The sequence below is a fragment of the Loktanella sp. IMCC34160 genome (assembly GCF_004145845.1).
Lineage (GTDB): Bacteria > Pseudomonadota > Alphaproteobacteria > Rhodobacterales > Rhodobacteraceae > SELP01.
Genome location: NZ_SELP01000003.1, coordinates 354,217 through 377,004 on the forward strand (window position 1 = coordinate 354,217; position 22,788 = coordinate 377,004).

At 62.8% G+C, this 22,788-nt stretch carries 17 protein-coding genes; 8 read left to right on the top strand and 9 right to left on the bottom strand.

Annotated elements, in window-relative coordinates; translation table 11 throughout:
* Nucleotides 1–27: 27 nt before the first annotated feature.
* Nucleotides 28–2,745: a type VI secretion system ATPase TssH gene (gene tssH / locus EU803_RS09955; RefSeq protein WP_129682322.1), complete on the top strand. Its 2,718-nt coding sequence runs from the start codon at nucleotides 28–30 to the stop codon at nucleotides 2,743–2,745.
* 13 nt (nucleotides 2,746–2,758) lie between these two features.
* Entirely contained in the window at nucleotides 2,759–3,538 is a 780-nt protein-coding gene (locus EU803_RS09960; protein ID WP_129682324.1) for a hypothetical protein, read from the top strand.
* Nucleotides 3,539–3,548: 10 nt separating this feature from the next.
* Here EU803_RS09960 and EU803_RS09965 read toward each other — a convergent pair whose 3' ends face one another.
* The 3 genes from EU803_RS09965 to EU803_RS09975 all read right to left on the bottom strand — a co-directional run bounded on the left by EU803_RS09965 (nucleotide 3,549) and on the right by EU803_RS09975 (nucleotide 8,121).
* Entirely contained in the window at nucleotides 3,549–5,915 is a 2,367-nt protein-coding gene (locus EU803_RS09965; RefSeq protein WP_129682326.1) for a M23 family metallopeptidase, read from the bottom strand.
* 27 nt (nucleotides 5,916–5,942) lie between these two features.
* Nucleotides 5,943–7,430: a hypothetical protein gene (locus tag EU803_RS18875; RefSeq protein ID WP_129682328.1), complete on the bottom strand. Its 1,488-nt coding sequence runs from the start codon at nucleotides 7,428–7,430 to the stop codon at nucleotides 5,943–5,945.
* Between the two features lie 316 nt (nucleotides 7,431–7,746).
* On the bottom strand, nucleotides 7,747–8,121 hold the full coding sequence (locus EU803_RS09975; protein WP_242494334.1) for a DUF1036 domain-containing protein: 375 nt from the start codon (nucleotides 8,119–8,121) through the stop codon (nucleotides 7,747–7,749).
* A 187-nt stretch (nucleotides 8,122–8,308) separates the two neighbouring features.
* Between EU803_RS09975 and EU803_RS09980 the strand changes: the two genes are divergently transcribed.
* The 6 genes from EU803_RS09980 to EU803_RS10005 all read left to right on the top strand — a co-directional run bounded on the left by EU803_RS09980 (nucleotide 8,309) and on the right by EU803_RS10005 (nucleotide 12,219).
* Nucleotides 8,309–8,734: a hypothetical protein gene (locus EU803_RS09980; RefSeq protein ID WP_129682332.1), complete on the top strand. Its 426-nt coding sequence runs from the start codon at nucleotides 8,309–8,311 to the stop codon at nucleotides 8,732–8,734.
* A gap of 79 nt (nucleotides 8,735–8,813) precedes the next feature.
* On the top strand, nucleotides 8,814–9,257 hold the full coding sequence (locus tag EU803_RS09985; RefSeq protein ID WP_242494335.1) for a hypothetical protein: 444 nt from the start codon (nucleotides 8,814–8,816) through the stop codon (nucleotides 9,255–9,257).
* A 49-nt stretch (nucleotides 9,258–9,306) separates the two neighbouring features.
* Nucleotides 9,307–9,963 (top strand): MotA/TolQ/ExbB proton channel family protein, encoded by a 657-nt coding sequence (locus tag EU803_RS09990; RefSeq protein ID WP_207209185.1) that lies wholly within the window; start codon nucleotides 9,307–9,309, stop codon nucleotides 9,961–9,963.
* A gap of 9 nt (nucleotides 9,964–9,972) precedes the next feature.
* A complete protein-coding gene (locus EU803_RS09995) occupies nucleotides 9,973–10,434 on the top strand; it encodes a biopolymer transporter ExbD (protein ID WP_129682334.1) in 462 nt (153 codons plus the stop codon).
* A 1-nt stretch (nucleotide 10,435) separates the two neighbouring features.
* Nucleotides 10,436–10,840: a biopolymer transporter ExbD gene (locus EU803_RS10000; protein WP_129682336.1), complete on the top strand. Its 405-nt coding sequence runs from the start codon at nucleotides 10,436–10,438 to the stop codon at nucleotides 10,838–10,840.
* Entirely contained in the window at nucleotides 10,837–12,219 is a 1,383-nt protein-coding gene (locus tag EU803_RS10005; protein WP_129682338.1) for a serine/threonine protein kinase, read from the top strand. The genes EU803_RS10000 and EU803_RS10005 overlap by 4 nt, the downstream gene beginning before the upstream one ends.
* 2 nt (nucleotides 12,220–12,221) lie before the next feature.
* Here EU803_RS10005 and EU803_RS10010 read toward each other — a convergent pair whose 3' ends face one another.
* The 6 genes from EU803_RS10010 to tssK all read right to left on the bottom strand — a co-directional run bounded on the left by EU803_RS10010 (nucleotide 12,222) and on the right by tssK (nucleotide 22,750).
* A complete protein-coding gene (locus tag EU803_RS10010; RefSeq protein ID WP_129682340.1) occupies nucleotides 12,222–14,549 on the bottom strand; it encodes a serine/threonine-protein kinase in 2,328 nt (775 codons plus the stop codon).
* Nucleotides 14,546–15,325, bottom strand: a complete 780-nt coding sequence (locus EU803_RS10015) for a protein phosphatase 2C domain-containing protein (RefSeq protein WP_129682342.1) — start codon at nucleotides 15,323–15,325, stop codon at nucleotides 14,546–14,548. The genes EU803_RS10010 and EU803_RS10015 overlap by 4 nt, the downstream gene beginning before the upstream one ends.
* The gene (gene tagF / locus EU803_RS10020; RefSeq protein WP_129682344.1) at nucleotides 15,318–16,022 is read right to left on the bottom strand and encodes a type VI secretion system-associated protein TagF; all 705 of its coding nucleotides are present in this window, start codon (nucleotides 16,020–16,022) and stop codon (nucleotides 15,318–15,320) included. The genes EU803_RS10015 and tagF overlap by 8 nt, the downstream gene beginning before the upstream one ends.
* A 12-nt stretch (nucleotides 16,023–16,034) precedes the next feature.
* Nucleotides 16,035–19,601, bottom strand: a complete 3,567-nt coding sequence (gene tssM, locus EU803_RS10025) for a type VI secretion system membrane subunit TssM (RefSeq protein ID WP_129682346.1) — start codon at nucleotides 19,599–19,601, stop codon at nucleotides 16,035–16,037.
* A 38-nt stretch (nucleotides 19,602–19,639) separates the two neighbouring features.
* Nucleotides 19,640–20,932 carry a type IVB secretion system protein IcmH/DotU gene (icmH, locus tag EU803_RS10030; protein ID WP_277985705.1) on the bottom strand — a complete coding sequence of 431 codons (1,293 nt, stop codon included), beginning with the start codon at nucleotides 20,930–20,932 and terminating at the stop codon, nucleotides 19,640–19,642.
* A 486-nt stretch (nucleotides 20,933–21,418) separates the two neighbouring features.
* Nucleotides 21,419–22,750 carry a type VI secretion system baseplate subunit TssK gene (gene tssK, locus EU803_RS10035; protein WP_129682350.1) on the bottom strand — a complete coding sequence of 444 codons (1,332 nt, stop codon included), beginning with the start codon at nucleotides 22,748–22,750 and terminating at the stop codon, nucleotides 21,419–21,421.
* Nucleotides 22,751–22,788 lie beyond the last annotated feature (38 nt).

Consider the following 22,788-nt stretch of genomic DNA (forward strand, 5'->3'; position numbering starts at 1 on the left):
CAATCGAATTCAGGGGGACACAGGGACATGACTGATATCAGCATCGAGAAATATGCCGGAAAGATGAACCGTGCCGGTTATGACGCGTTCATTCAGGGGATGCGTCACGCGCGGACCGAACGAAACCGCTACGTGGATATCCCGCATTTCCTGTTCAACGCGGTGTCCAACCAGAATGCGGATATTTCCGCAACACTGAACGGTCTTGGGCTCGACCGTGGGCGGGTGCTGAAGGACATCGATCAGGCGATGGCCGCGCTCGACAAGAACGTGACGGAAACGCCGGGCATCTCGGAAACGCTGGCGGATGCGCTGAATCACGCCTGGACCTATGCCACCCTTCTGTTTGGCGAGGCACAGATCAGGACCGGCCATATCCTCGTGGCCCTTCTGAACGATCAGAACCTCAAGCGGGCGGTGCTGCGCTGTTCCAAGGAGTTTGACAAGATCTCGGTCGATCAATTGTCGGCAGAGGCGCGGACCCTTTGGGCCGACAGTGAAGAAGATGACATGCGGCCGATGGATGGGTCGGGCCTGTCTTCGGGCGGCGGGGCTGCCGCGGATGGGGATGCCCGTGCCGGGGCCTCGACCGCGCTGGGCCGGTTTGCCAAGGACATGACCGCAAACGCGGCAAGCATGGACCCGATCAAGGGACGCGATGACGAGATCCGCCAGATCATCGACGTGCTTTTGCGGCGTCGCCAGAACAACCCGATTCTGACGGGCGAGGCCGGGGTCGGTAAAACAGCCGTGGTCGAAGGGTTCGCCCAACGGCTCGCCAAGGGAGAAGTGCCGCCCAAGCTGAAAGGAACGAAGCTCTTTGAACTCGACATCCAGTCGATGCAGGCGGGCGCGTCGATGAAGGGCGAGTTTGAACAGCGCCTGAAATCGGTGATCGACGAGGTTCAATCCTCGCCCACACCGATCATCCTGTTCATCGACGAAGCCCACACGCTGATTGGGGCAGGGGGCGCGCAGGGCACTGGGGATGCGGCCAACCTGCTGAAGCCTGCGCTTGCGCGTGGCACGCTTCGGACCATCGCAGCGACGACCTGGTCGGAATACGCCAAATACTTCGAAAAAGACCCGGCACTGACCCGGCGGTTCCAGCCGGTGCAGGTGGACGAGCCGGATATCGAAAAGTGCTGCTACATGCTGCGCGGTATTCTGGCGCCGATGGAAGAACACCACAACGTCCGCATCTCGGACGAGGCGATCGTGGCCGCCGTGACCCTGTCGTCGCGCTATATTCCAGCGCGGCAATTGCCGGACAAGGCGGTTTCGCTGCTGGATACGGCCTGTGCACGGGTGGCGGTCAGCCAGTCGTCCACCCCGGCCCGGATCGAAGACCTGCGCCAGAAGATCGCGGCGATCGAGACCGAGATCGCGGGCAAGATCGCCGAACGTGATCTGGGCGAAACGAACGAAGACCGCATCCCCGAGGCCGAGGCCGAGAAGGCAGAGGCGGAGGCTCAGCTGGCCGAATTCGAGGCCAAGTACGAGGCTGAGAAGGCTCTGGTCGACAAGGTTCTGGAACTTCGCAAATCCATCGCGGTCGCCGAAGGCGGCAACGTGGACGAGGTGCCCGATGCCCGGCCCGAGGAAGAAGATGCCGCAAGCGACGAGGCCGCGGAAGAACTTGCCGAGAAGCTGGACCCGGCCAAAGCCCGCGCCGACATGCAGGCCACGATGGCCGAGCTGGAGAAGGGCAGCCCTGACGACCGGATGGTCTATGCCCACGTTGATGCGCAATCCGTTGCGACCATCATCGCCGATTGGACGGGTATTCCCGCCGGTCGGATGATGCAGGACGAGTTGGAAAGCATCCTGAACCTTGCGGACCACCTGAAGGAACGGGTGATCGGGCAGGACCACGGCCTGACCGCCATTGCCAAGCGGATCGAAACCAGTCGCGCGGGGCTGTCCAACCCGGACAAGCCGATTGGCGTCTTCATGCTGTGTGGCCCGTCGGGCGTGGGTAAGACCGAAACCGCGCTGGCACTGGCAGAGTCGCTTTATGGCGGCGAGCAGAACATCATCACGATCAACATGTCCGAATTCCAGGAAGCGCATACAGTGTCGCTTCTGAAGGGGGCGCCTCCGGGCTATGTCGGCTATGGCGAGGGAGGGCGACTGACCGAAGCGGTCCGGCGCAAGCCCTATTCCGTTGTCCTGCTGGACGAAGTGGAAAAGGCCCACCCCGACGTGCACGAACTGTTCTTCCAGGTCTTCGACAAGGGCATCATGGAGGACGGCAACGGTCGCCCGATCAACTTCAGGAACACGCTGATCCTTCTGACATCCAATGTCGCGACGGATGTGATCATGGACCTGTCCAAGAACGGTGAAGATATCCCCGATCTGGAGGTGCTGGAGGCGGCGATGAAGCCCGCGCAGCTTGAGGTTTTCCCGCCCGCCCTTTTGGGCCGGATCGTGTCGATCCCCTACTTCCCGCTGGGCAAGGAGGTGCTGACCGGAATTACGAAGCTGAAGCTGAAGTCGGTCCAGAAGCGGATGAAGGGCGCACATGGCGCAGAGCTGGTCTATGGCGATGACGTGACGGACCATATCGTCGATCAATGCCGCGACCCCGACAGCGGCGGCCGCATGATCGACAACATCATCACCAATTCCATCCTGCCGGACCTGTCGCGGCAGGTGCTTGGACGCATGGTGTCCGGTGAGCCGATCAAGAAGGTAACAGTCAGCGTGAAGGACGGAACGTTCGACTACGGTTTCGAGTAAGGGATGATGGCCGATGAGTAGTGACATCATCGTCGGCGTGGACGGAACCGGCCCGTCCAGCGACGATACCTATGCGAAGGATTTCAAGGACAGCTTTGTTCAGAAACTCTGCCGCAACACGCCCGGGTTTCGGGTCCACGATTACCATCGTGGGCCCACGACCCACGGGCTGGAAACCGTGGGCAAAGCCCGGCACGCCTATGATTTCGCCAAGGGCACCTACACGATCTTCTCCAAGCTTCATGCGGAAAAGCCGAAGCTATTCCCGAAACCGCCCCGCATCTTCCTGACCGGATACAGCCGGGGCGGGGCCGCAGTGATCGAAGCGGCCTACAAGCTGAAAGAGGCGAAGATACCCGTCCATGGGATGATGCTGTTTGACGCGGTGGACCGGTCCATCGTGGACGACCGGGTAAATACAATTCCTGACAACGTGAAATACTGTTTTCACGCGGTTCGGGCGGACAGTGCCGAAAGCCGCGAAATCTTCGGCAATTGCGGACGCAAGGCGGCGGGCAAGGTGTTTTACCTTGAACGGTCCTTTCACTGCACCCACGGGGCAATGGGCGGATGTCCGTGGAAAGAGGCTGGTGAGGATGGGTACATCGAAGAGGTTGGCGCCGGGTTCAAGACCAAGGCCGCGACCTTTGCGGCGGGTGGAGTGCTTGGCCTCTACGCCCTGCACAAGATCGACAAGACCAAGGTCAAGATGAAACAGGAGCTGGAAGGTCGCGACGCCGTTTGGGCCTGGATGCACAAGCTGTTTCTGGTCGCCAAGGCGAACTACAAATAACCGCCCAGCCTTAGCCCTCTTCGATGATCGGTTCGATCAGGTCCATATAGGCCCGCACCTCGGGCGGGACGGGGCGTGCGCGGGCGATCGCGACGGTCGGTGCGTTCCCCATCTTTCGGTCGGCCCATGCCCAAAGGTCGGCAATGGTTTTCCCCCGCAAGAAGCCATTCGCCCGAACCACGCTTTCCCCCATGATATCGACGACCATTGCGTCGGGCGGGGCGCTTAGCGCCGTGTTCGCCCCCGCCGGACCAAGGAAGTGCGACAAGTACAGCCTGCCGGGCGTGATCGTATGGCCGCGCGACCGGAGGTAGGCCTCGTTCTCGCGGGCAAGGTTGGTGACCATTTCGCGGGAAAGTTCCGGGTTGGTGCGCAGCGCCAGAAGATCGGCCCGCGACATGGATTGCGCAAGATCGGGCCGGTAATTGTTCATCATCCTGATCCATGTGCTTTCGATGAACTGGCCAAGCCCGACCGCGGTGGAGTTCGGGTTTGCGGCATCCGCTCTGCCCCCACTTTCGACTGCGATGATCTGGTTGACCAGTGCCTCGACCGCGTCCGAAGAAGACCCGCCGCCGGGCCGCCCGCCCGTTCCGGGGGCCGTCAGCGGGTCGACGGGGGTCCCGTTCAGCCAGAATTCGAAATGCAGGTGCGGCCCGGTGGACCGTCCGGTCGTGCCGACATAGCCGATCAGATCGCCCGCCCGAACCTGGCTTCCCTGACTGATCCCGTCGGCGAAGCGATCCATGTGCGCATATCGCGTCTGCCGGTTTCCGGGGTGATCAATGTAGATCACGTTGCCATAGCTGTCGCTGACCCGCTTGGAGGAGATCACACCATCATCGGCAGCGTGGATCGGCGTGCCTGTCGGCGCGGCCCAGTCGACGCCGTTATGATTGCGCAGCTGGCGTAGAACGGGGTGCATCCGCGGCCCGAAATCCGATGTCTTGGTGCCGCTGACCGGGACGATCAGCCCGCCGCCCATTCCCCCAACGGCCCCGCCGCCACCCGGCGCGAAACACCCGTAGCCTTCGGTCACGGGGTCGGGCACAACATAGCAGTCAATGGTCCCCGACGGGCCGCGCACCCCGGCATAGAGGATCTGGCCTGCGCCGGTTCCTTCGCTGCCCGGTTCCGTCGCATAAAGGATGGTGACCCGGTCCCCGACCGCCGCGAAGCGGTCCAGATCGTGCCGCTGGCTCATCATCACCACCAATTCACCCACAAGGGTCGTTGAAAGTCCGTTGCGGATCGCGGCGGAATAGAGCGCGTCCAACAGGCGGATATCGCGTTGCTGGGTCGCAGCGGGCCGCACGTCGTCGGACAGGGTCAGCAGATCGGTGTCGATCCAAGGGTCGGCCCCGGTATCGAACCGCCCCGCGCCGACCTGCGCAAGCGTGCCGACATATTCCTCGCCCAGGTAGTAGGACATCTGCACCAGTTGCGAACCACGGACATCGGGCCGGATCCGCATGGCCACGATCGCCCCGGCAGGCACTTGCCCTTCGATCCCGATAAGCCGGGCGGCGGCCGTGGCGGCCAGCCCTGCGCCGGTTTCGTCAATCCCGGCAGAGGCGATGATCTCGGACAGGTCGCGGGCAGTCTGGTTCACCACGATATTGTCTTCATAGAGGGGAAGCCGTTCGCTTTCCCGCAACAGGAACGCCACGCTTGTGGTGTTTTCGATCTGGGTCTCGACATAGGTGGCGGTGTCTTCTTCGGTTTCCCCGTCCGATCCACCGATCAACTCGCCCCAGCTGCCGTCCGACCCGTCGATCGACACAACATCGCCGGCCTCTGCCTCGACCTGTGGGGCGGCGTTGGTTTGCGGGCCGGTGTCCGACAGGGCCGCGATGCCCTGACTGCGCTGGGCCTGAAAATACGCAAGGTCTTCGCGTGACGATGGGATCGTCGTGACCAGCCGGGTTTCCTGCAACACAAGGTCGTCGCGCAACAGGGCCAGCCGATCGGGGCGGGGAAACCCGACGCGCGCGGCGGGCAGGGCGGTTGGCCCTTCGAGTTTGGACCCCTCTTCAAAGCCAGAGCTTTCAAACCGAAGGATCATCGGGTCTTTTGCGATGTCAATAAACACGGCGCGGGCAGCAAGAACGCCCGCCTCGGCGCTTCCTGCCGTTTGGACCATCGCGAACCCGTCGTCGGCGATCTGCAGCGATCCATCCTCGCTGGCGGTGACCGCCGGGCCGATCGCGGTGCGATTGCCAAACGTCTGCACGCCGAGCCATCCCAGAAATCCGACCGCAGCAATCCCGACAATTCCGACAACGACAAACAGCGCGCGCCGCGCCTTCCGCCGGGTCTTGCGTTTGCGGGACCGTTTGCCGGAGTTCCTGAAGCTTGGATCGACGTCGAAACTCATCGCTGAGGGCCCCGGTTCCGGATCATATCAACGGAAGACCCCGCCAAGGTTCGAATTGCTGAGGCCACCCGAGGGGGCAGGCGCGGGCGCCGGTGCCGGTGCGGGGGCAGGTGCCGGGCGCGGGGCGGGCTGTGCCGTGCGGGTACTGCCGGAACTGGTTGCCCGCGGGGCAGGGGCCGCCGCGACCGGCGCCGGACATTCAATTTCGTCCTGAAGGATGATCTGCCGGAACAGGTCGACCGTCGGTTCGCGATTGACCGGGTCCAGCCCGTCAATTTCGGCAAAGTAGCGGTCGACCGACGCGCGGCTTCCATTGCCCCAGACGCCATCGATGGACGAGGTATAGCACCCCATCCGGGCCAGTTCCGTTTGCAGCACGCGTGCCAGTTCGACGTCGGGCGGGTCAAAGGCGCCACCTGCGACGAGCGTCTGGAACAAGTCGGGGTCGGAATCGCGCAGGGCGCGCCGCGCTTCGAGATTGTCGAAGGTGACCTCGTTGGAATTCACGTCGCCAGCGGCCGCGTCGTCGATCACCTCAAAGCTGGCCTCCTGCCCCTCGATGATGCCGATGATGATCGAGGGTGTCGGCAGCCCGGCAGCCACGGGCAGGGCGGCAATCTGCGCGGCGGGCGGGGCGACGAAGATCACGGTGTTGTCGTCAACCACGGTCAGATCCCGCGCTGTCGGTGCCGCGCTGACGACCTCGGACGACGAAACAGGTTCGATTACTGGCGAGAGCGAGACAACGTCGTCGCCGACGATACTGACAATTGGAGAGTCCGTGTCGACGACCGGCCCTGTATCGACCGTGACGAGAAGGCTGGTGTCGTCCCCGGTGGCCGCAATCGAAACCGTGTCAGAAGATGTGATTGTGGTTTCGGCAGGGGCGCTCTCGGCTGTCATCGGGACCGGCGCAAGCGCGTCCACCCCGACCCAAAGGCCCGCCAGTCTTTCCTGCAATGTCGCCTCGGCACCGTTGGTCAGCCGATCTGTCAGGCGTCCATTCGCCGCTTCGCAGGTGCCGTCGGGCCCCGCTGTGGCCGCCATGTAAAGCGACAGGCCCGCTGGCAGGTCAGGAAACTGTATCCGTCCCGCCATGCCGGGGCTGCCCGCGCAATCTTCGATCAGCAAAACAACGTCCGTTGTTCCCGCCGCCGCGTAGGAGGACAGCAATCCGCCAACCGCCGACCGCGCGTCGCCGCCACCTTGCCCCATCAGGATCGGACCGGCGGTTTGCACGGCGATCGGCCCTGCGAAGTAGATCATGACACGGGGCGTACCGGCCATGTCCGAAATGGCGCCTGCCATGGCATCGGCGCCGAGTTCGCGGCGCAGCGATACCGGTCCAAGACCCGCGGCGCCGAGTGCTTCAGAGGCATGAAAACTGTCTGCAAAGGCCGAGGGGGCGCTGCGCGACGGATTTCCGATCACCAGAACCGACCAATCCTGTGCCAGTGCGGGCAGGGCACTGGACAGAAGGACGGCACCTAGAAAAGCTGATCTGAAAAAACGCACGCGCAGATGTCCAATCGATGAATCGTCTCAAGGGTATCACACGGCAAAGGGGCCTGTCTTGTCCACCACGGACTCTCAATCGTTAGTTGATTTCTATTATGAAGGAGTGGGTGGTCCCCGAGGTGTCGTTCCAACCGGCCGCGCCAACGTTTTCGCGCTCACTGTCAAAGCTGATTATGGCGTAGCGTTCCGGGTTGCCCTGCCCGGATCAGGCGGGGATCGTCATACAGCACCGAAAGCGCGTCGGGGTCATAGGGTCTGGCGGGCCGGAAGCCATTCGCCACAAGGTTAGAGTAGTCCGCGCCCCTACAGCTCCCTATCCTGATGGCGGTGGTGTCAGGAACAATGTCCATCGCTCGGTGCGCAGGGTGTCGACCTCGTGAAAGGGCGCTTCGATGAAGCCGCGCACGATGCAATCGCCCTCGCCCCGGATTTCGAACTTGTCGGGCGCAACACACATCCGAGTCGCGCCAGAAAGAACAATCTTGCCAAAGACGTCCTGTGCAAAAACATAGACGTAACGAACAGAAAGCTCCTCATCGATCACGTTTGCACATTGGTTCGGGCCAATCGTCCACCAACCCGAGGTTTCCAACACATTTTCATCAAATTTTCCGATTGCCACGTTGACCACGTCAAATGTCTGGTTGCACACGGCGAATTCAGCCCTGACACAGGTGCCGAAAAGCACAATTATGCAAGATATTACATAGGCTAAGTTGGTTTTCGGCATAGGTCATTTTCACTCTGGCTTTGTCAGACTATGCGCAGATTGGGCCCTTGCGAAGTGGGAAATCGGTCACATAAATCCGCCGATACGTATAACTGTGACACTGCTCCCTCTAAAAAAGTTGGTTGAGTCCTGCTATATTAAGGCCATGAAACGCATTTTGCTTCTCTCAGTCGCCGGTATCGGCCTTTCCGTCGCGGGTTCGTTTGGACTTTCTGTTGCGCATGCATCGATGTTCGAGCCCCTTGGCCAAAGCCCGATTTCCGTGGATGCGCAGACCACCCGCGAGGGCGTTGCTTTGCGCCGCGTTACCGCATCGGTCACAGAGAACAAGAGTGAGCTGACGGTGCCGCTGTCGATTGACGAGGTGCTTGTGCCTGCTTCGGTTGCGGTTCTTGGGCTTCACGGCGAGGAAGTGATCCCGCAGGATGGCGCTGTTGATGACCAGCCCGTTCAGGTGACGCAGAATGCACCAGCGTCAGGTTCGGCAACCTATCCCTCGCCACCGTACCCGCTTGGCCCGAATGGCGAGCAGGCGTTGCAGTCGCTCTGGCTTCTTGGTGTTTTTCGCTAACTACCAGTTGACTTGAACGTCCCGTTCCCCCCCAAATGGCATTGTAATTATTGCCAGACTAAATTCATTGGGGGGCCAAATGTCGAAATATTCCCATGGTTTGACGCGGGCGCTGGCTTTTGCTGGCATCCTTGCCGCAAGCACGACCGCAGCCATCGCACAAGACGATTCCAGCTTTGATCTGCAACTGAACGCGGCGGCGGATACCACCGCGGGCAGCTGCCGCCTGACTTACGTCGCGACCAACCAGTCAGACCAGGCCTTCGACCGGACGGCCTATGAGGTGGGCATCTTCAATGCCGAGGGTGCGGTGACCCGCCTTCTGGTTCTGGAATTCGGGTCTCTTGTCGCTGGGAAGACCAAGATTCTCCAGTTCGATCTGGCCGAAAGCAGCTGTGCGTCGATCTCGCGGATCGTGGTGAACGACGTGGCGGCCTGTACGCTCGCGGATGGCACCGAGTCGGACTTTTGCCTGTCAAATCTCATTGCCAGTTCCCGAACTGCGATTCAGTTCGGTATTTGATCCAAGCCCTCAAGTTGGGGCTTTTGGCCCCGTGATCGGAGCCTGACCGATGTCATCCCTGTTCGAATCCTTACCTCTGGACCTGTTCAACCCGGCGACCGTGGCCATCTTCGTCACTCTTGCCGGCCTGTCCTTCATTGCGGTTGCGGTCGGTCTTTATAAGACCGTTCAGTTTGCGCGCCTCGGTGTCGGTCGGCGGAAGGCGGCGGATCAAATCCTTGAAAGCTGGCTGTCGGGACGGCCCGATGATGCGATCCGCGAAGCGGCGGGGCGACGGTCGGTTCTGGCGCGTGTGCTGCAGTCGGTGTTCTCGGGCCTGCAATCCCGGCCCGGCGATGCCGCCTATGCCGAAGAACTGGGTCGCCAGTCTGCAATCATCGAACTGGCCCGGATGTCCGAGCGTATGCGCCTTCTGGACATGGTGGTGCAGGCGGCGCCGATGCTGGGCCTTCTTGGGACTGTCATTGGGATGATCGACGCCTTCAGCGTCCTGTCCCTGTCCGAAGGGGCGGTTGACCCCGCCGGTCTTGCAGGTGGCATCTGGTCGGCGCTGACAACCACTGCCGTCGGGCTGGGCATCGCGCTGTTTTCCTTCTTCATCGCAACATGGTTCGAAGGTCAGATTGATCGGGAACGCAACCTGATCGAAGCGGTGATCTCTGCCGCGATCCACGGGCGGGTCGATCCGAACGCCCGTCTGGGCTAGGGCGCGCACATGTCGGGGAACTCGCGCCTCAATCTGCCGGTGCGCAAGCGGAGCTACCGCTTTGCCCTGACGCCGCTTGCGGATGCGATGTTTCAGCTGCTGATCTTCTTCATGCTGTCGTCCAGTCTGACCCCCTATTCCCTGCTGACCCTGCAAACCGCGACTCAGGTGTCGGACGAACAGGCCGCCCCGGGCGAGGAAACGACCGCCTCGGACTTGCCAGAGGAGGCCGCAGAGCCGGGCGATGTCGCGCTTTGGACGATCGAGGCCGGTTCGGTTCTGGTCGGCGGCCAGTCTTTCGGATTTGATGCCCTGTCCGCTCTGGCCGGGGCGCTGGGCACACCGTCGGCCCCGGCCGATGTCATCCTTGTCGTTCGCACCACGGCGCAGGTTCAGGACGTTGCGACCGTGCTGGAGGCACTTCAGGCCGCCAATGTGGCGTCCGTCCAGGTCTCGACAGGGGCGATCTGACATGGCGCTGCGCAAGGTTCTCCCCCCGGACGCGAACCGGCTGAAGGTCGATAACTCCTTCTTCATCGTCAATATCGTGCTTCTTCTGATCCTGTTCTTTCTCGCAACGGGGCAGCTTTTGAATTCGCCCAGCTTTGGCGTCGAACTGTCCGAGACCGAGGAGCTGCCGGTCGAAATCCTGCCGTCGCCGCTTTTGATCGTGAATGCGGATGGGTCGTTGTCACTGGACGGCGAACCGATTGCGCCGGAGCTTCTGGGCCCGGCATTGGCCAATCAATCCCGTGTTCACCTGCTGATCCCCAAGGATTCCCCCGCCACGCAGCTGATTGACCTGCTCGCGCGGCCGGAATTGTCGACGGTCGAGGTCAAGCTGGTCACGATCCACTACCGGGGAGAGGCGGAATGAGCTTTCTTCCCTATGGGCGCGGATCGTTCAGTGGCTGGACCCTGGCCTATGTCGCGTCGGGCGCTGTCCACGCCGCGGCCGTGGCCGGGTTCATGGGGGCTTTTGCCGATGCCTTTACCAAGGAAGAACAGGCACAGGATGTGTCCTTTGTCGTGACCCTTGAACGGCTGGACGCCGATACGCTGGCTGGGATTCTGGAACAAGAGGGCCTTGCAGGGGCCGACGGGGAGGTTGACGACGGGACCAACCCCGAGAGCCTTGAGCCAGAGGAGGTTGCCGCAGCGCCCGCCGAGGAGCCCGAGCCGGAAGTTCCTGAGGAACCGCCCGCCGAAGAGTTGACGGCAGAGGCGCCGGAAGAGTTGGTTCCCGAGACGCCAGATGCGCTTGAACCTGAAACCATCGCGGCCGCCCCTGTCGAAGAACCAGAAGCGCCTGCGCCGTTGGAACCAGAGGTTCTTGCGCCAGAACCGGTCGCCCCCGAGCCGGTGATCGCAGAGCCGGTCCCGCTGGACGATCCCGACCTAAGCCCGATCCTGCCGGAAACCGTTGCGGCGTCTCCTATCATCGCCGAACGGGAAACCATTTCCGCCACAGCACCTGTTGCGGCCCCAATCGCACCGACACCGGGACCAGAGCCTGAGGTGATCGCCGCCGCCCCGCCTGCCACGACCGAGACCGTGACAGCGGTTTCAACTGCGCCGCCGCCGCGCCCGGCAGAGGACCAGCAGCGTCCGACACGAACAGCCGCGCCACCATCTGAACAGGACCTGGCAATCGGCGAGTTGATTCAGCGGATTCGCTCTGCCCTTTCCGATCCCTGCCTGATCGCCCTGCCGCGTCGGGATGGGACGGACGGCGTCGGGCTTGCAATGATTTCCGCCCGGGATGGGGCGATGGAGGAGTTCGCCCAAGGTGTTCTGACCGCCGAGGATGCCGACATTCGCCAGACCCGGACGCTGGTTGATCCGCGCCAATGCGCTGCACTGACCTATATCCGGCAAAATGTGGATTACCCGGCGACGCGCATGGGTCTGCGGATCGACAACCTTGAAATCGCATCGGGCGGACGGTTGACGGGCGTTCTGCGGGGGGGATCGGGCCGCTACATCACGCTCTTGCTGGTGGACGACAACGGGGTTGTGCAGGACCTGCAACGGTTTATGTCATTCTCGGGTAACCTTGCGCGGTTCGACGTGCCGGTGACCCGCAACGGCCCACCGCGCGATACCAGCCAGATCCTTCTCGCCCTGGGCACGCTGCGGCCCCCGACCGATATCCGCGAACGCAACGGGCAATTGGCCGAGGACGTGTTTTCCGGCCTTTCCGGCGATCTGGCGGATGGCGCCTATATCGCGATTTCGACCTTCGACGTTAGATAACCCTATTGTGGGTCGGCCTCGGCGGGGGTCTCTTCCGTTGCGTCTTCTTCCGGGGCGGGTTCGGGGGCAGGTGGCGTTAGCAGGATATGCGACAGTGCCGCGACCCCCTGCCCATCCCCATTGGCGATCTCGTCAAAGATCAGCGGCAACAGGGCCGATGCATCTGCGCCATCCCGCGCCGCCGCCGCATTGACCAAGGGGTCTGGTGTGGCGATGGCAAGCAAGAGCTGCGGAGCGGCCTCTGCCCCTTCGGCCAGCGACAGACCAAACCGGAAACTGCGTCGTTCCCCCTGCGCTGCGGAAAGACGCCCGGTGAGGTTATAGACCCCACCCTTTGGCGTAATCAGAACGAGCCAGATGTTCCGCCCAAGCCGGTCGGTGATCTGGCCGTTGATCGGTTGGCCGCTTTCCACCTCGGCCCCATCCAGAACCATTGCAATCTGGTCAAGGCCGCGTCCCTGAAGCCCCTTGGCCAAAGCCAGGGCGGCACATTGTTCGGGCGTGATCTGGCTTTCGAGGATCGCAGGCCGGGCGCCGAACTTCTCTTCATATGCGGTGGGGAGACCGGCAAAGGCCGATGTGTCCGTTGCGAACCCTTGCACCATCCCAAGGTTGGGCCCCGCCGAAACCCGCGCCGCATAGGTGCAGGGCCCGGTATCCAGCGCGGCCAGAAATCCTTCGCGTGTATTCTCTTCCAGCGGGGGTAGCCCGGCGGATGCCTGTGCCTCTTCGGTGGCCGTCGCGGTCTCTGTCGAAGGCGCGATGCCGCCAATCAGCCCCTCGGACCAAGCGTAATACCCCGCGCCGCCGATAATGGCGAGAAAGACAATGCCAAGAAGACCAAGCGCGCCGCCGCCACCTTTTTTCGGAAGGGGGGCGGGCGGCAGGCTGGCGCTGCCGGTGACGCTTGGGTTGACGGTGTTTGTCGTCGGCGGCTGTTGCAGGCCGCTGACCGTGATGGACGCGGGCGCAATGCTTTGCCGCATCCCTGTTGTCAGACGACCGCCCCGCGATGTCGTGGATCCGCGGCCGGGTGGAACCGGAAGGTCGCCGAAGTACTGCTGCGGGATTTCTTCGGGGTAATCGACCATCCGCACGACGTCGGCCATCGACGGAAGACGGTTCGCCGGATCTGGTTCCAGCATATAGGCAAGGATCGGGCGGAACTCTTCAGGCAGGGCCGAGAGATCAGGTATCGCCTGACGCGCCTGCACCGCTTCGACGATCGACCCGCCCATATCCAGCGGTTTGCCCAAAAGCGCAGCGGCCATGAGCAGGGCAAGGCCGTAGATGTCTGTTCGGGGGCCAATGTCACCGCCGTAGTGACCAAGTTGTTCGGGCGAGACGTACTTGAATTTTCCCGCGAACTGACCGGCCATGGTCCCTTCCTTGACCACGTTGGATTTCGCGATGCCAAAGTCGATCAGCAATGCCTCGGCCACGATACCGTCGGGAAGCATGACGTTGTCGGGCGACAGGTCGCGGTGGATCACTTCACGCCCGTGCGCCTTTTCCAGCCCCTTGGCCAGACGCCGCAGCAGGGTCCAGGCCGCATCGGTCGAAATCGGCCCGTTCTGCGCGGTGTAGTCCGACAGGGGCACGCCCTTGATGAATTCCATCACAAGGCAGTAGCGGTCGATTTCCGGGTCTTTGACAAAGTTGTAGTAGCGAACGATCGCCTCGTCCGACAATTGACTGAGTGTCCGGGCCTCGCGCATGAACATCAGCCCGACCTTTTCATCCTCGGCCAATTCAGGAAGCACGACCTTGATCGCCACCGGGTCGCCGGTGAAAACGTTTTCCCCGCGATAGACTTCGCCCATCCCCCCGGCTTTGAGGACTTCCTTGACCTCGTAGTTGTTGTTGATCAGCGTGCCGACCGCGACCGTGGGGCCGCCGCCGTCCCGGCGCACGGGAGGGGCCGCGGGTGGGGCAGACGGGGCGACGGGTGCCGGTTCAGCGCCCGCAAATCTGGTGCTTTCATCATCGCCAGAGGCATCTTCCAGCGCCGGTGGCTGGCTTGGCGCGGATGTCGCCGGGGGCTGGCCCGCGAACTGCGTCCGGTCATCGTCTTCGGGTGGCGCCGGCGGCTGGGCCGCTGGAGGTGCGGCGAACTGGGTCCTGTCGTCATCCTCCTCCGGGGTGGCGACGGGCGGAGCGGTGCGACCATGATCTGCCGGGGGGACTGTGGTATCGGCTGGCGGTTCCACCGCTTGCGGCCCACCGGCAAGCGGAACGCCCCCGATCCGGGTTCGGTCATCGTCCTCGGGCGCGGCCGGGGGATGCTGCGGCGCGACGGGCTTGTCTTCGTCTTCCGGTCCGGCGGTCATTCGGTCACGTCCACTTCAATATCGGTCCCATCCGCATCGACGACCGGGGGCAGGCACTGCATCACGATGACGGTTACGTTGTCCTTTGCGCCACGTTCAAGGGTCAGTTCAATCATCCGGTCGCAGGCATCCTGCGGGTCGCGCGATGCAACGATGCGGGCGATGTCGTCATTGTCCAGATGTTCCGTCAGGCCATCTGAGCACAGGACGAATTTATCCCCAAGTCGAAGCTGGTCCCCCATCACGTCACATTCCGGCACGTCGGCCACACCAATGGCCCGCGTGATCACGTTCTTTCGGGGCCAGACGGCGGCCTCTTCCGGGGTGATGCTACCAGCGTCCAGAAGGGCCTGAACCTCGGTGTGGTCCCGAGTTTGCTGTTCCAGAACCCCGTCGCGCAACCGGTAAATGCGACTGTCGCCGGACCAGATGCAGGCATAGTCCTGACCATCTACCAAAAGCGCAACCACCGTCGCGCCGATGGTTCCCTGATTCAGTTCGGCAGCGTGGTCGAGGATCAGTTCGTTGGCGCGGCCCAATCGTTCCATGAAACGGGCCTGCATGTCCTCGGCTGAACCGGGAACCCCGATGGAGAACAGCTCTCGGACGATGGTTTGGCTGGCGAAATCGCCTGCGGCATGCCCGCCCATTCCGTCGGCGACGACCCAAAGCCCGGCTTCGGGCCGCGACAGAAAGCTGTCTTCGTTGACCGTTCGGACGCGGCCCACATCGGTGGCCTGACCTGTCCGGAAGGCAAAGAAGTCCGTGCTATGCATGCGGTTGGTCCTCTTGGCGTGGCATGGGGGTGTGATAGGCGCCGCCGGACAGAAGCCAGCCTAGCCCAGCGGCGTCCGGTAGCCCCGCCTGACCGAGCCAGATCGCGGGCGCGGCTTCGGTCCGGGCGGGCGCCCACCAGTAGCTTCTTGTCGTGGCGCCGCGGGTCGCGTCCACCGGACCGGCGGCCCGCAACAATGCGTCCAGGTCGCCGTCGGGGTGGTGCGCCCAGATCAGGGGCCCTTCGGCGCGTTGGTCTTCGGATTCAGGTTTGATGCCCAAGGCGACAGGGTCAAACCCGTCCAGCAGGCTCGCCGCGCCGGTGGTGCCGGGTTGCATGGATGCATGATGCGCTTCAAACGCGTCGTAAAGCCCCTGATCGGGGTCTGCGACAGGGGCGCGTTGGTCGATACCTTCGGCCAGTAGGATGAAGGGAAACCGGCGACCGACCTTGTCGCGTGACGGGACGAGTATCCCGGCAAGTGTTGCGCCGGACAAGGACCGACCGATCCAGAACCGAAGCGTGATCGACCGATCCCAAAAGTCATGCCAGTTGTCGCCAAGTTCGGTGCGCAGCCTGTGCAATGACCCGTCAAGCCATTTGGACAGCCCTTCGGCCACCGGATCGGAAATTCCGTGGCGCAGGAAGTCCCCGAACCCCGGATGTTTTCCCATGATCCCGACCGAAACCGATGTCATTTCCTGTCCCCCCTAGTCCAGCGAGACAGGGCAGGAGAAATCGAACAACTCGGGCATCAGGAACGGAACTGTCGTGCTGTCGAACTCGATCCGGTAGGTGATCGTCCGGCCGCCGATTTCATGGGTGACCTGAACGACATTCCCATCCCGGCGGGCCCGACCCTGACGCAGGAAGTCGACGATGGACCAGCGCCCGGCATTGAAATCAAGCCGCGACGGGCGGCCACGCTGGGCCGGGAACAGCTCGACACTGACACCGCTGCCTTCGCCCGGCCAGATCAGGCCTGCGGGGGCGTCTGCCGGACGGGTCTGAACCTGTCCACCGTTCACCGTGAGGTGGGCCAGATCGACCGTGGGGCTGGACGATACGTGGGTCACGAACATCGACACCACCGGTTCCGGCGTGCCCGAGAAGAAGGCGGCGCGGATCGCCTCGGCCCGGTCAAACTGTGCCAGAGCGCTGGTCGACAGACGTTCGCCGATTGGGCTGCCGGGGACAGGGCGCAGGCCGTCGGGGGTCCGGGTGACATGGGGTTGCAGGTTCGTCGAATAGAACCGGTCCATCCGGCCGCCCGGCCCAAAGAATTCCCCAAAGACGTTCGATGCCACGTGCCGCCCGTTTCCGAAGGGGAACAGCGGTTCGATGAACTGCTGGCAATATTGGGTGATGTCTTCGTTCAGGGCGCGGTTCAGCTGCGCCATGGTCGCGTCCTGTGCGACCGTGCGGAATTCGCCTTCGATCTCGGACATCAGCCGCGCCGCAGGCTCCGGCAGAGAGGTGTTGTTCACGGTCAGGGCCGACAGCAGCTGTTGCAGCATGGTGTCATCCATGGGCGTTGGCGAGGTTGCCGCCAGATGCCGGTTTTCGCGCAGATCGCCGATGGCCCGTAGCAGCGCGTCGATCGGGCGCGCGCCGGGGTCGCCGCGCAGCAGGACGTGCCAGCCTTCAAAGCTGTCCGAGATCCGTTCAACCTGACGCCGCTGCGTATCCTCGCTGGCGCCGCCGGCCCGGTTCTGCGATTTCGCGCCATCCTGCAGCCAGCCCAGAAGCACGCGCTGGAAGGTGCCGGATGACGAATACATCCGGTTGAATGCTGCATCGCCCAGCTTGTCACCCAACCCGCCAGATGCCAGTTCCGCCGGGGTCATCCCTTCGACGGCGTCGTAAAGGCGGGTCAGGCGGGTTTCCTCGTCCACCGCTTCGACAAGGTCGAGAAGCGGCGAGCCAACCGGAGATGCCAAGGCAGCGAGCCCGTCATAGCGGGGCGAGTCGTTTGCCAAGGGCGCAATGGTGATATTGTCGAGCATTGCCGTCCATTCGGCCTCGAAATCCCGCTGGTAGAGCCGGTGAAGCTCGCGTTCGAGGCTGGCAAGCTGGGTCTCGTAACCGACCCGGGTTGCCGCGTCGCCAAGCACCCATTGATCGTCTTCCAGACGCTGGCGCGCGGCGGTCAGTTCTTCCAGGAAGAACCCCCAGTACCCTTGGAAGGTATACATCCCCGGCACACCGATCTGATCAAGCGGGGTGCCGTCAACGGACACGAAGACCCTGTCGATCTGGCCGGAAACCCGTTCAACAAGGTTGAAATCGCCGATCCCGGAGGTCACGGCACGATCCTTGATCGAGGCATAGGCCTGTTCGGCCAGCGGCAGGTTGACGATGGCCTCTTGCGCGGAGCGGACGATTTCCGGGTCGATGGTGATCGTGGTGGTCAGGTCGTCGTCCAGTTCCAGCATCGCGGCAAGATGCGCCTCGAGCTGGTCGCGTTCGTCGAATTGTCCGGCGCTGGGAAATTGCTCTCGCCAGACATCGGCGAAATAGGCCTGAATTGCCGCGTCGTCGGGGGCCCCGCTTTGCTGTCCGCCGAGAAGGATATAGACCTTGAGAGCGCGGTAAATCGCTGCGGTATTTGCATCCGCGATCAACTGCGGAATTTCGTTTTCCATGTGCAGGATCAGGCGCGGGCGCAGCATCCGTTCAAGCGCATCGGAATAGGCGTGTTCGGCGGCGTTGTTGATTCGCCGGTGCTGGCCGAGCCCGAGGCCTTCAAGCAGACCCGGCTTGACCTCGTCGCCGTAGCCCGCCGTCATCAGCCGAATGTCCTGCAGGTAGGGCATGACCAGCGAAGGATCCGTATCGTCGATCACCTCGCGCCGGATCTCGTTCTGGGCATCACCGTAGTAGGATTGCGCTTGTGCCTGTGCTGTGCGGACAAGGTTGGCATTCTGCCAGAAGCTCCAGCCGAAGGCCGCCATCGCTCCAAGTGTCGCGATGGTAATCAGGACCACGGCAATCGTGCGCAAAAGTGCCGTGCGGCGGACCGCCCCGGCATCATGGCTGACCCAATCACTTTCCTCGAAGATCACCTTCTTCAGAAGGTCATGCAGGAAGTAGCTTTTCCCTTTCCCGGACATGAAGGCCGGCTGGAAGCCAGCGCCATCGTCCTGATTGCGGGCCATCGCGCCGAGGACCTGGTCGATCGGCGTGCCTTCCTGCGTGCCGGAGGTAAAGTAGAACCCCCGCAGGATCGCGTTGGTCTTGTAGCGGGTCGGCTCAAACACCCGGCGCATGAAGTCAGTGATATTGCCGCGCAGCAGGGCCATCTGACCGGGAAGGCCGAACACCGAAATCCGGCTGACGCCGTCCGGTTCCTCGCTCATGCGGTCGATGACCTCGTCCGACAGGCGGCTGACCAGCTTGTCGAATTCGGATTCCACCTGTTGCCAAGTCTGGGCATCCCGATCCTTTGTCTGGAAGGTCGCGCCCCAGACAGCCTTGCGCCGGGACATGCTGAACGAACTGAAATATTCGCGGAAACCCGCGATCAGGTCGGCCTTGGTGAACAGGACGTAGACCGGGAAATCGATCTTGAGCACGTCGTGGATTTCGCCAAGGCGCTTGCGAACCGTTTCGGCGTGTTGGGCGACGGTTTCGGCATCGCCGGTCATCATGTCTTCGACCGAAAAGGCAAGGATCACGCCGTTGATCGGCTGGTTCGGGCGGCCGCGTTTCAACAAGGACAGGAAGCTGTCCCAGCTGGCCTTGTCGGCCTCGGCGTCGCTATCCTGCGTGGTGTAGCGCCCGGCGGTGTCGATCAGAACGGCCTCTTCGGCGAACCACCAGTCGCAGTTGCGGGTTCCGCCGAATCCTTCGACTGCGTCGCCCAGCCCCTCGGACCCCGGAAATTCGATGCCCGAGTTCTTGAGCGCCGTCGTCTTCCCTGCGCCCGGCGGGCCAACGATGATGTACCACGGGAGGTCATACAGATAGGTCTTGCCGCCGGACTTCTTCAGCTTGGCCAGCGCTTCGGTCATGCGCTCGGCCAGAACCTTTCCATCGCCGACAGGTTCCTGAATCAGCTCTGCTTCAAGTGCCTTCGCGGCCTTGCGACGGCGGCGCCATTTGATGAACCACGACAAGAAAATCAGGAACAGGATTGCACCGATGATGCTGGCGCGCAGCCAGACCTCGGCCATGATCTCGATCCCGGTCATCGGGAATCCGATCCAAATCCCGGCGATGATCGCGATCAGGCCGATGAAGATCATGATCTTCTTGAACCAACCCTTCTTGAACATCTTCCTCGGACTGGGAAGCGGGATAAATCCAAACAGCTTCACTGGGCACCCTCCCGCTCGATCATGATTTCGACCCTGCGGTTGAGCGCGCGGCCTTCGGGCGTGTCGTTGGTGGCAATCGGGTTCACGGGTCCAAGGCCTTCGGTCTGGATGCGGGATGGATCACTGATGTTGGGGGACAGGATGTCGCTGACCGTCTGTGCCCGGGCCAGCGAAAGGTCTTCGTTGGTCTTGTACCGGCCCCGGCCCGATGGCGGAATGCTGTCGGTATAGCCGACGACCCGGATCGGCCCGATTTCCGGGTCAAGTGTGGTGGCGATGTGTCCCGCCAGTTCGGCAAAGTCGTTTTCAAGCTCGGCCCGACCGGACCGGAACCGAAGCGCGTCGCCAACCCGGACAAAGATATATTGGTTGGTCTGATCGACGACGACCTGGCCGTTCTCGATCTGATCGGCAAGCCCGTCGCGGATGCGGTCCAGCTGGGTCGAATCGAACTGGGCGACATAGGCCTCGACCACCGGCGATGTCCGTTCGATTGTGATCACGGGAAGACCGGCGTGGAGCGCCAGAATTTCCGACTGAACCTGCGCCCCCTGCCGGGCGATCAGTGTCGACAAGGTTGCGAAAAGGGCGACGACCATCAGGCCCGCGATCGCGGCGACCGCCCAGACCGGCGTTCCGCCATAGCGGCGTTTCTGCCCAAGGGGGACGGGCGTCCAGTTGACGGAAACATCATCATCCGGGCGCGGCTGGACCCGGCGCAGGGTTTCGTAGATCGCGGCCCGAACGCGGGAAAGTTCGACCGCGCCGTTCTGACTGGTCCGGTATTGCCCTTCGAACCCGAGCGAAAGACAGGTCAGCATCAGTTCGAGCAGCTGGAATTTCTGCCCCGGTGCTTGCATCGCCGCATCCATCTTGCGGAAGAAGCCAACGCCGGAGTCCCGTTCGCCAAAGAACCGCGCAACCATCGAATATTGAAGCCAGGTGCCGCGGTCGGCCCCCGGAAGGTTCTGGACGATGTCATCCGCCGCCGCGGCCAGGGCATATTTGGCGTCGCTGGCATCCTGCGGGGAAACACCGGCCTGAAGGACGTTGCGTTCGTATAGGTCGATTTCCCGGGTGACGTGGTCGATCAGCGGGCCGGACTGCATCTCGACCAGCCCGGTCCGAAGCCGCCCAAGCAGGATCAGAAGGTTTGCCGCGGCCGCGACCAGTGGATTGCTGGACCCGCCGGCGCCAAGACCAGTGCCCTTGAGCGCGTCGGACAATGCGATGCGCGGCTTGACCGACGCCTGCTGCGGCTGCGGATCGCGGGGCACTTCGGGGAACATGTTCGTTCCCGATTGCACGTGCTGCGGCTGATATAGCGGCTGCTGGCCATAGGCAGGCTGCGGCGGGGGCGGGGGGGCCGGCTGGTATTGCGGCTGCTGCGGCGGCGCCTGATTTGGGAATGGATTGAGCGCCCCGCCAAGCCAGGTGTCCTCGTAGCCTTGCGGCGGTTCATTCACCGGTGCAGCGCGGCCCGATCCGGGTTGCTGTGGCGGCTGATACTGCGGTTGCTGCGGGGGATAGGCAGGAGGCTGCTGCGGTGGTGGGGGCGGCGGAGGAGCGGCCTGCGGCGGCTGTTGCGGCGGCAAGGGTGCCCCGAACACTGTCCGATCTGCGTCGCCTTGGCCGCCCTGTCGGGGGGGCTGTTGTGGCGCGGCTGGCTGCTGCGGCGGTGGGGCAGGTTCGCTGGCTTGCCCGCGCGGTTTGGGCATGGGCAGTTTTTGTCCAAAGACCGTTTTGTCGCCGTCGTCGTCGCCATGCATCCCGTTCTATTGCTCCGGTATTGCCCAAAGCTCCAGCTTCAGGTCTGGCCAATTCCCCGCGAAATGCATCCCGATGGCCGGTGCCACGCTAAACTCGCGCCAAAGGTCGCTGGATTTGTCGACAAGGAAATAGACGTTCTTCGCAACGACCCTGATCTGGCGGGGCGGGTTTGGAAGGTGCATCAAGGGCACCCCCGGTAGGTTGTTGTTGATGATCTCTTTCATCCGGGTCGATGGGCCGACCTTGCACAGCTGCGGGAACTGCTGCTGGACCTGGGTCAGCGGAAGGCCAGAGGAGACCTCGACCACGAAGGTTGCCTGACTGAACAGGCTGCGATCGTTGACAAGCGCGGCAAAGCTGCCCGGACGGACCTCTTTCAGGGGCAGGCGCACCGCGCGGCCCACATCGCGGGACAGAAGCCGCTGGATGTCCTGAACGACCGGGGTAAAGACGTCGCGCGCGTTGTCATGGTCGTAAGGGCCATAGTCCGCCACGTGGCGTTCGTTCTGGTCGAAGGTCGCCAGTTCCCCGGCCAGCCCGATCAATTTCTCATACAGGCGCTCTGGATGGACTTTGCCGCATTGGTTGAGGTGCCGAAGGATCGGCAATTCGCGGTTCAGAACCATCAGCATCAGGTAGTCCGAGGCCTGCATGCCGCCGCCCGACGACGGGTCCGAGGCAAAGCGCGCAAGGTTTTCAAGCTTGGCTTCCATCCATCCGATGACCCGGGTCAGGTAGCCTTCATAGGCGGGATGGACCGTCAGGATCAGGCCTGTGGGCGGCACCGTGTCATCGATTGAAACGACCCCGTCGCGCACCTCGGTGATCCGGCCAAGCGGGATCGACTGATATCCTTCGCGCGGGGACTTGCGCAGCGCCAGTTCCAGACGCGGGACGGCGATTTCGATGGTTTGTTCAACGCGGGTTGCCGAGGCGTTGTCGGCGACGGTTTCGGTTTCGATACGGTATCGGGTTCCGGCCGATGATCCGCCCGGCCCGCCTACGTCCTGCCCGTTCTGCGCCGCATCCGGGAGGGTCAGCCAGATCGTCAGCCCGGCCGCGTCGTCAGGCACCGAAACCGGCGTCGGCAGGACATCCGCGTTGGGGGCGTCAAAGGGCGTCCCGTCCGGCATAAGCCCGACCGCCGACCGCAGTCCGAAGCGGCCCTGTTGGGTCAGGTCGCGGTCGATTTTCATCTCGATCATCCCCCACGGATAGGGGGACAGAACAGAAGTGCGCGCCTGAACCAGCTTTTCAACATAGCGATCTGCTTGCTGAAGATGCTGCGGTTGCAGGAACAACCCTTCCTTCCAGGCAACTTTGCTGAACCAGGACATGGGGATAGAACGCCTTCAATCTATTGTTCGGAGGCCGA

Excerpts from the sequence above, each read along its gene's own strand:
- tssH (WP_129682322.1), top strand. The coding sequence starts at position 28 with ATGACTGATATCAGCATCGAGAAATATGCCGGAAAGATGAACCGTGCC.
- EU803_RS09960 (WP_129682324.1), top strand. The coding sequence starts at position 2,759 with ATGAGTAGTGACATCATCGTCGGCGTGGACGGAACCGGCCCGTCCAGC.
- EU803_RS09965 (WP_129682326.1), bottom strand. The coding sequence starts at position 5,915 with ATGAGTTTCGACGTCGATCCAAGCTTCAGGAACTCCGGCAAACGGTCC.
- EU803_RS09980 (WP_129682332.1), top strand. The coding sequence starts at position 8,309 with ATGAAACGCATTTTGCTTCTCTCAGTCGCCGGTATCGGCCTTTCCGTC.
- EU803_RS09985 (WP_242494335.1), top strand. The coding sequence starts at position 8,814 with ATGTCGAAATATTCCCATGGTTTGACGCGGGCGCTGGCTTTTGCTGGC.
- EU803_RS09990 (WP_207209185.1), top strand. The coding sequence starts at position 9,307 with ATGTCATCCCTGTTCGAATCCTTACCTCTGGACCTGTTCAACCCGGCG.
- EU803_RS09995 (WP_129682334.1), top strand. The coding sequence starts at position 9,973 with ATGTCGGGGAACTCGCGCCTCAATCTGCCGGTGCGCAAGCGGAGCTAC.
- EU803_RS10000 (WP_129682336.1), top strand. The coding sequence starts at position 10,436 with ATGGCGCTGCGCAAGGTTCTCCCCCCGGACGCGAACCGGCTGAAGGTC.
- EU803_RS10005 (WP_129682338.1), top strand. The coding sequence starts at position 10,837 with ATGAGCTTTCTTCCCTATGGGCGCGGATCGTTCAGTGGCTGGACCCTG.
- EU803_RS10010 (WP_129682340.1), bottom strand. The coding sequence starts at position 14,549 with ATGACCGCCGGACCGGAAGACGAAGACAAGCCCGTCGCGCCGCAGCAT.
- EU803_RS10015 (WP_129682342.1), bottom strand. The coding sequence starts at position 15,325 with ATGCATAGCACGGACTTCTTTGCCTTCCGGACAGGTCAGGCCACCGAT.
- tagF (WP_129682344.1), bottom strand. The coding sequence starts at position 16,022 with ATGACATCGGTTTCGGTCGGGATCATGGGAAAACATCCGGGGTTCGGG.
- tssM (WP_129682346.1), bottom strand. The coding sequence starts at position 19,601 with ATGTTCAAGAAGGGTTGGTTCAAGAAGATCATGATCTTCATCGGCCTG.
- icmH (WP_277985705.1), bottom strand. The coding sequence starts at position 20,932 with ATGTTCCCCGAAGTGCCCCGCGATCCGCAGCCGCAGCAGGCGTCGGTC.
- tssK (WP_129682350.1), bottom strand. The coding sequence starts at position 22,750 with ATGTCCTGGTTCAGCAAAGTTGCCTGGAAGGAAGGGTTGTTCCTGCAA.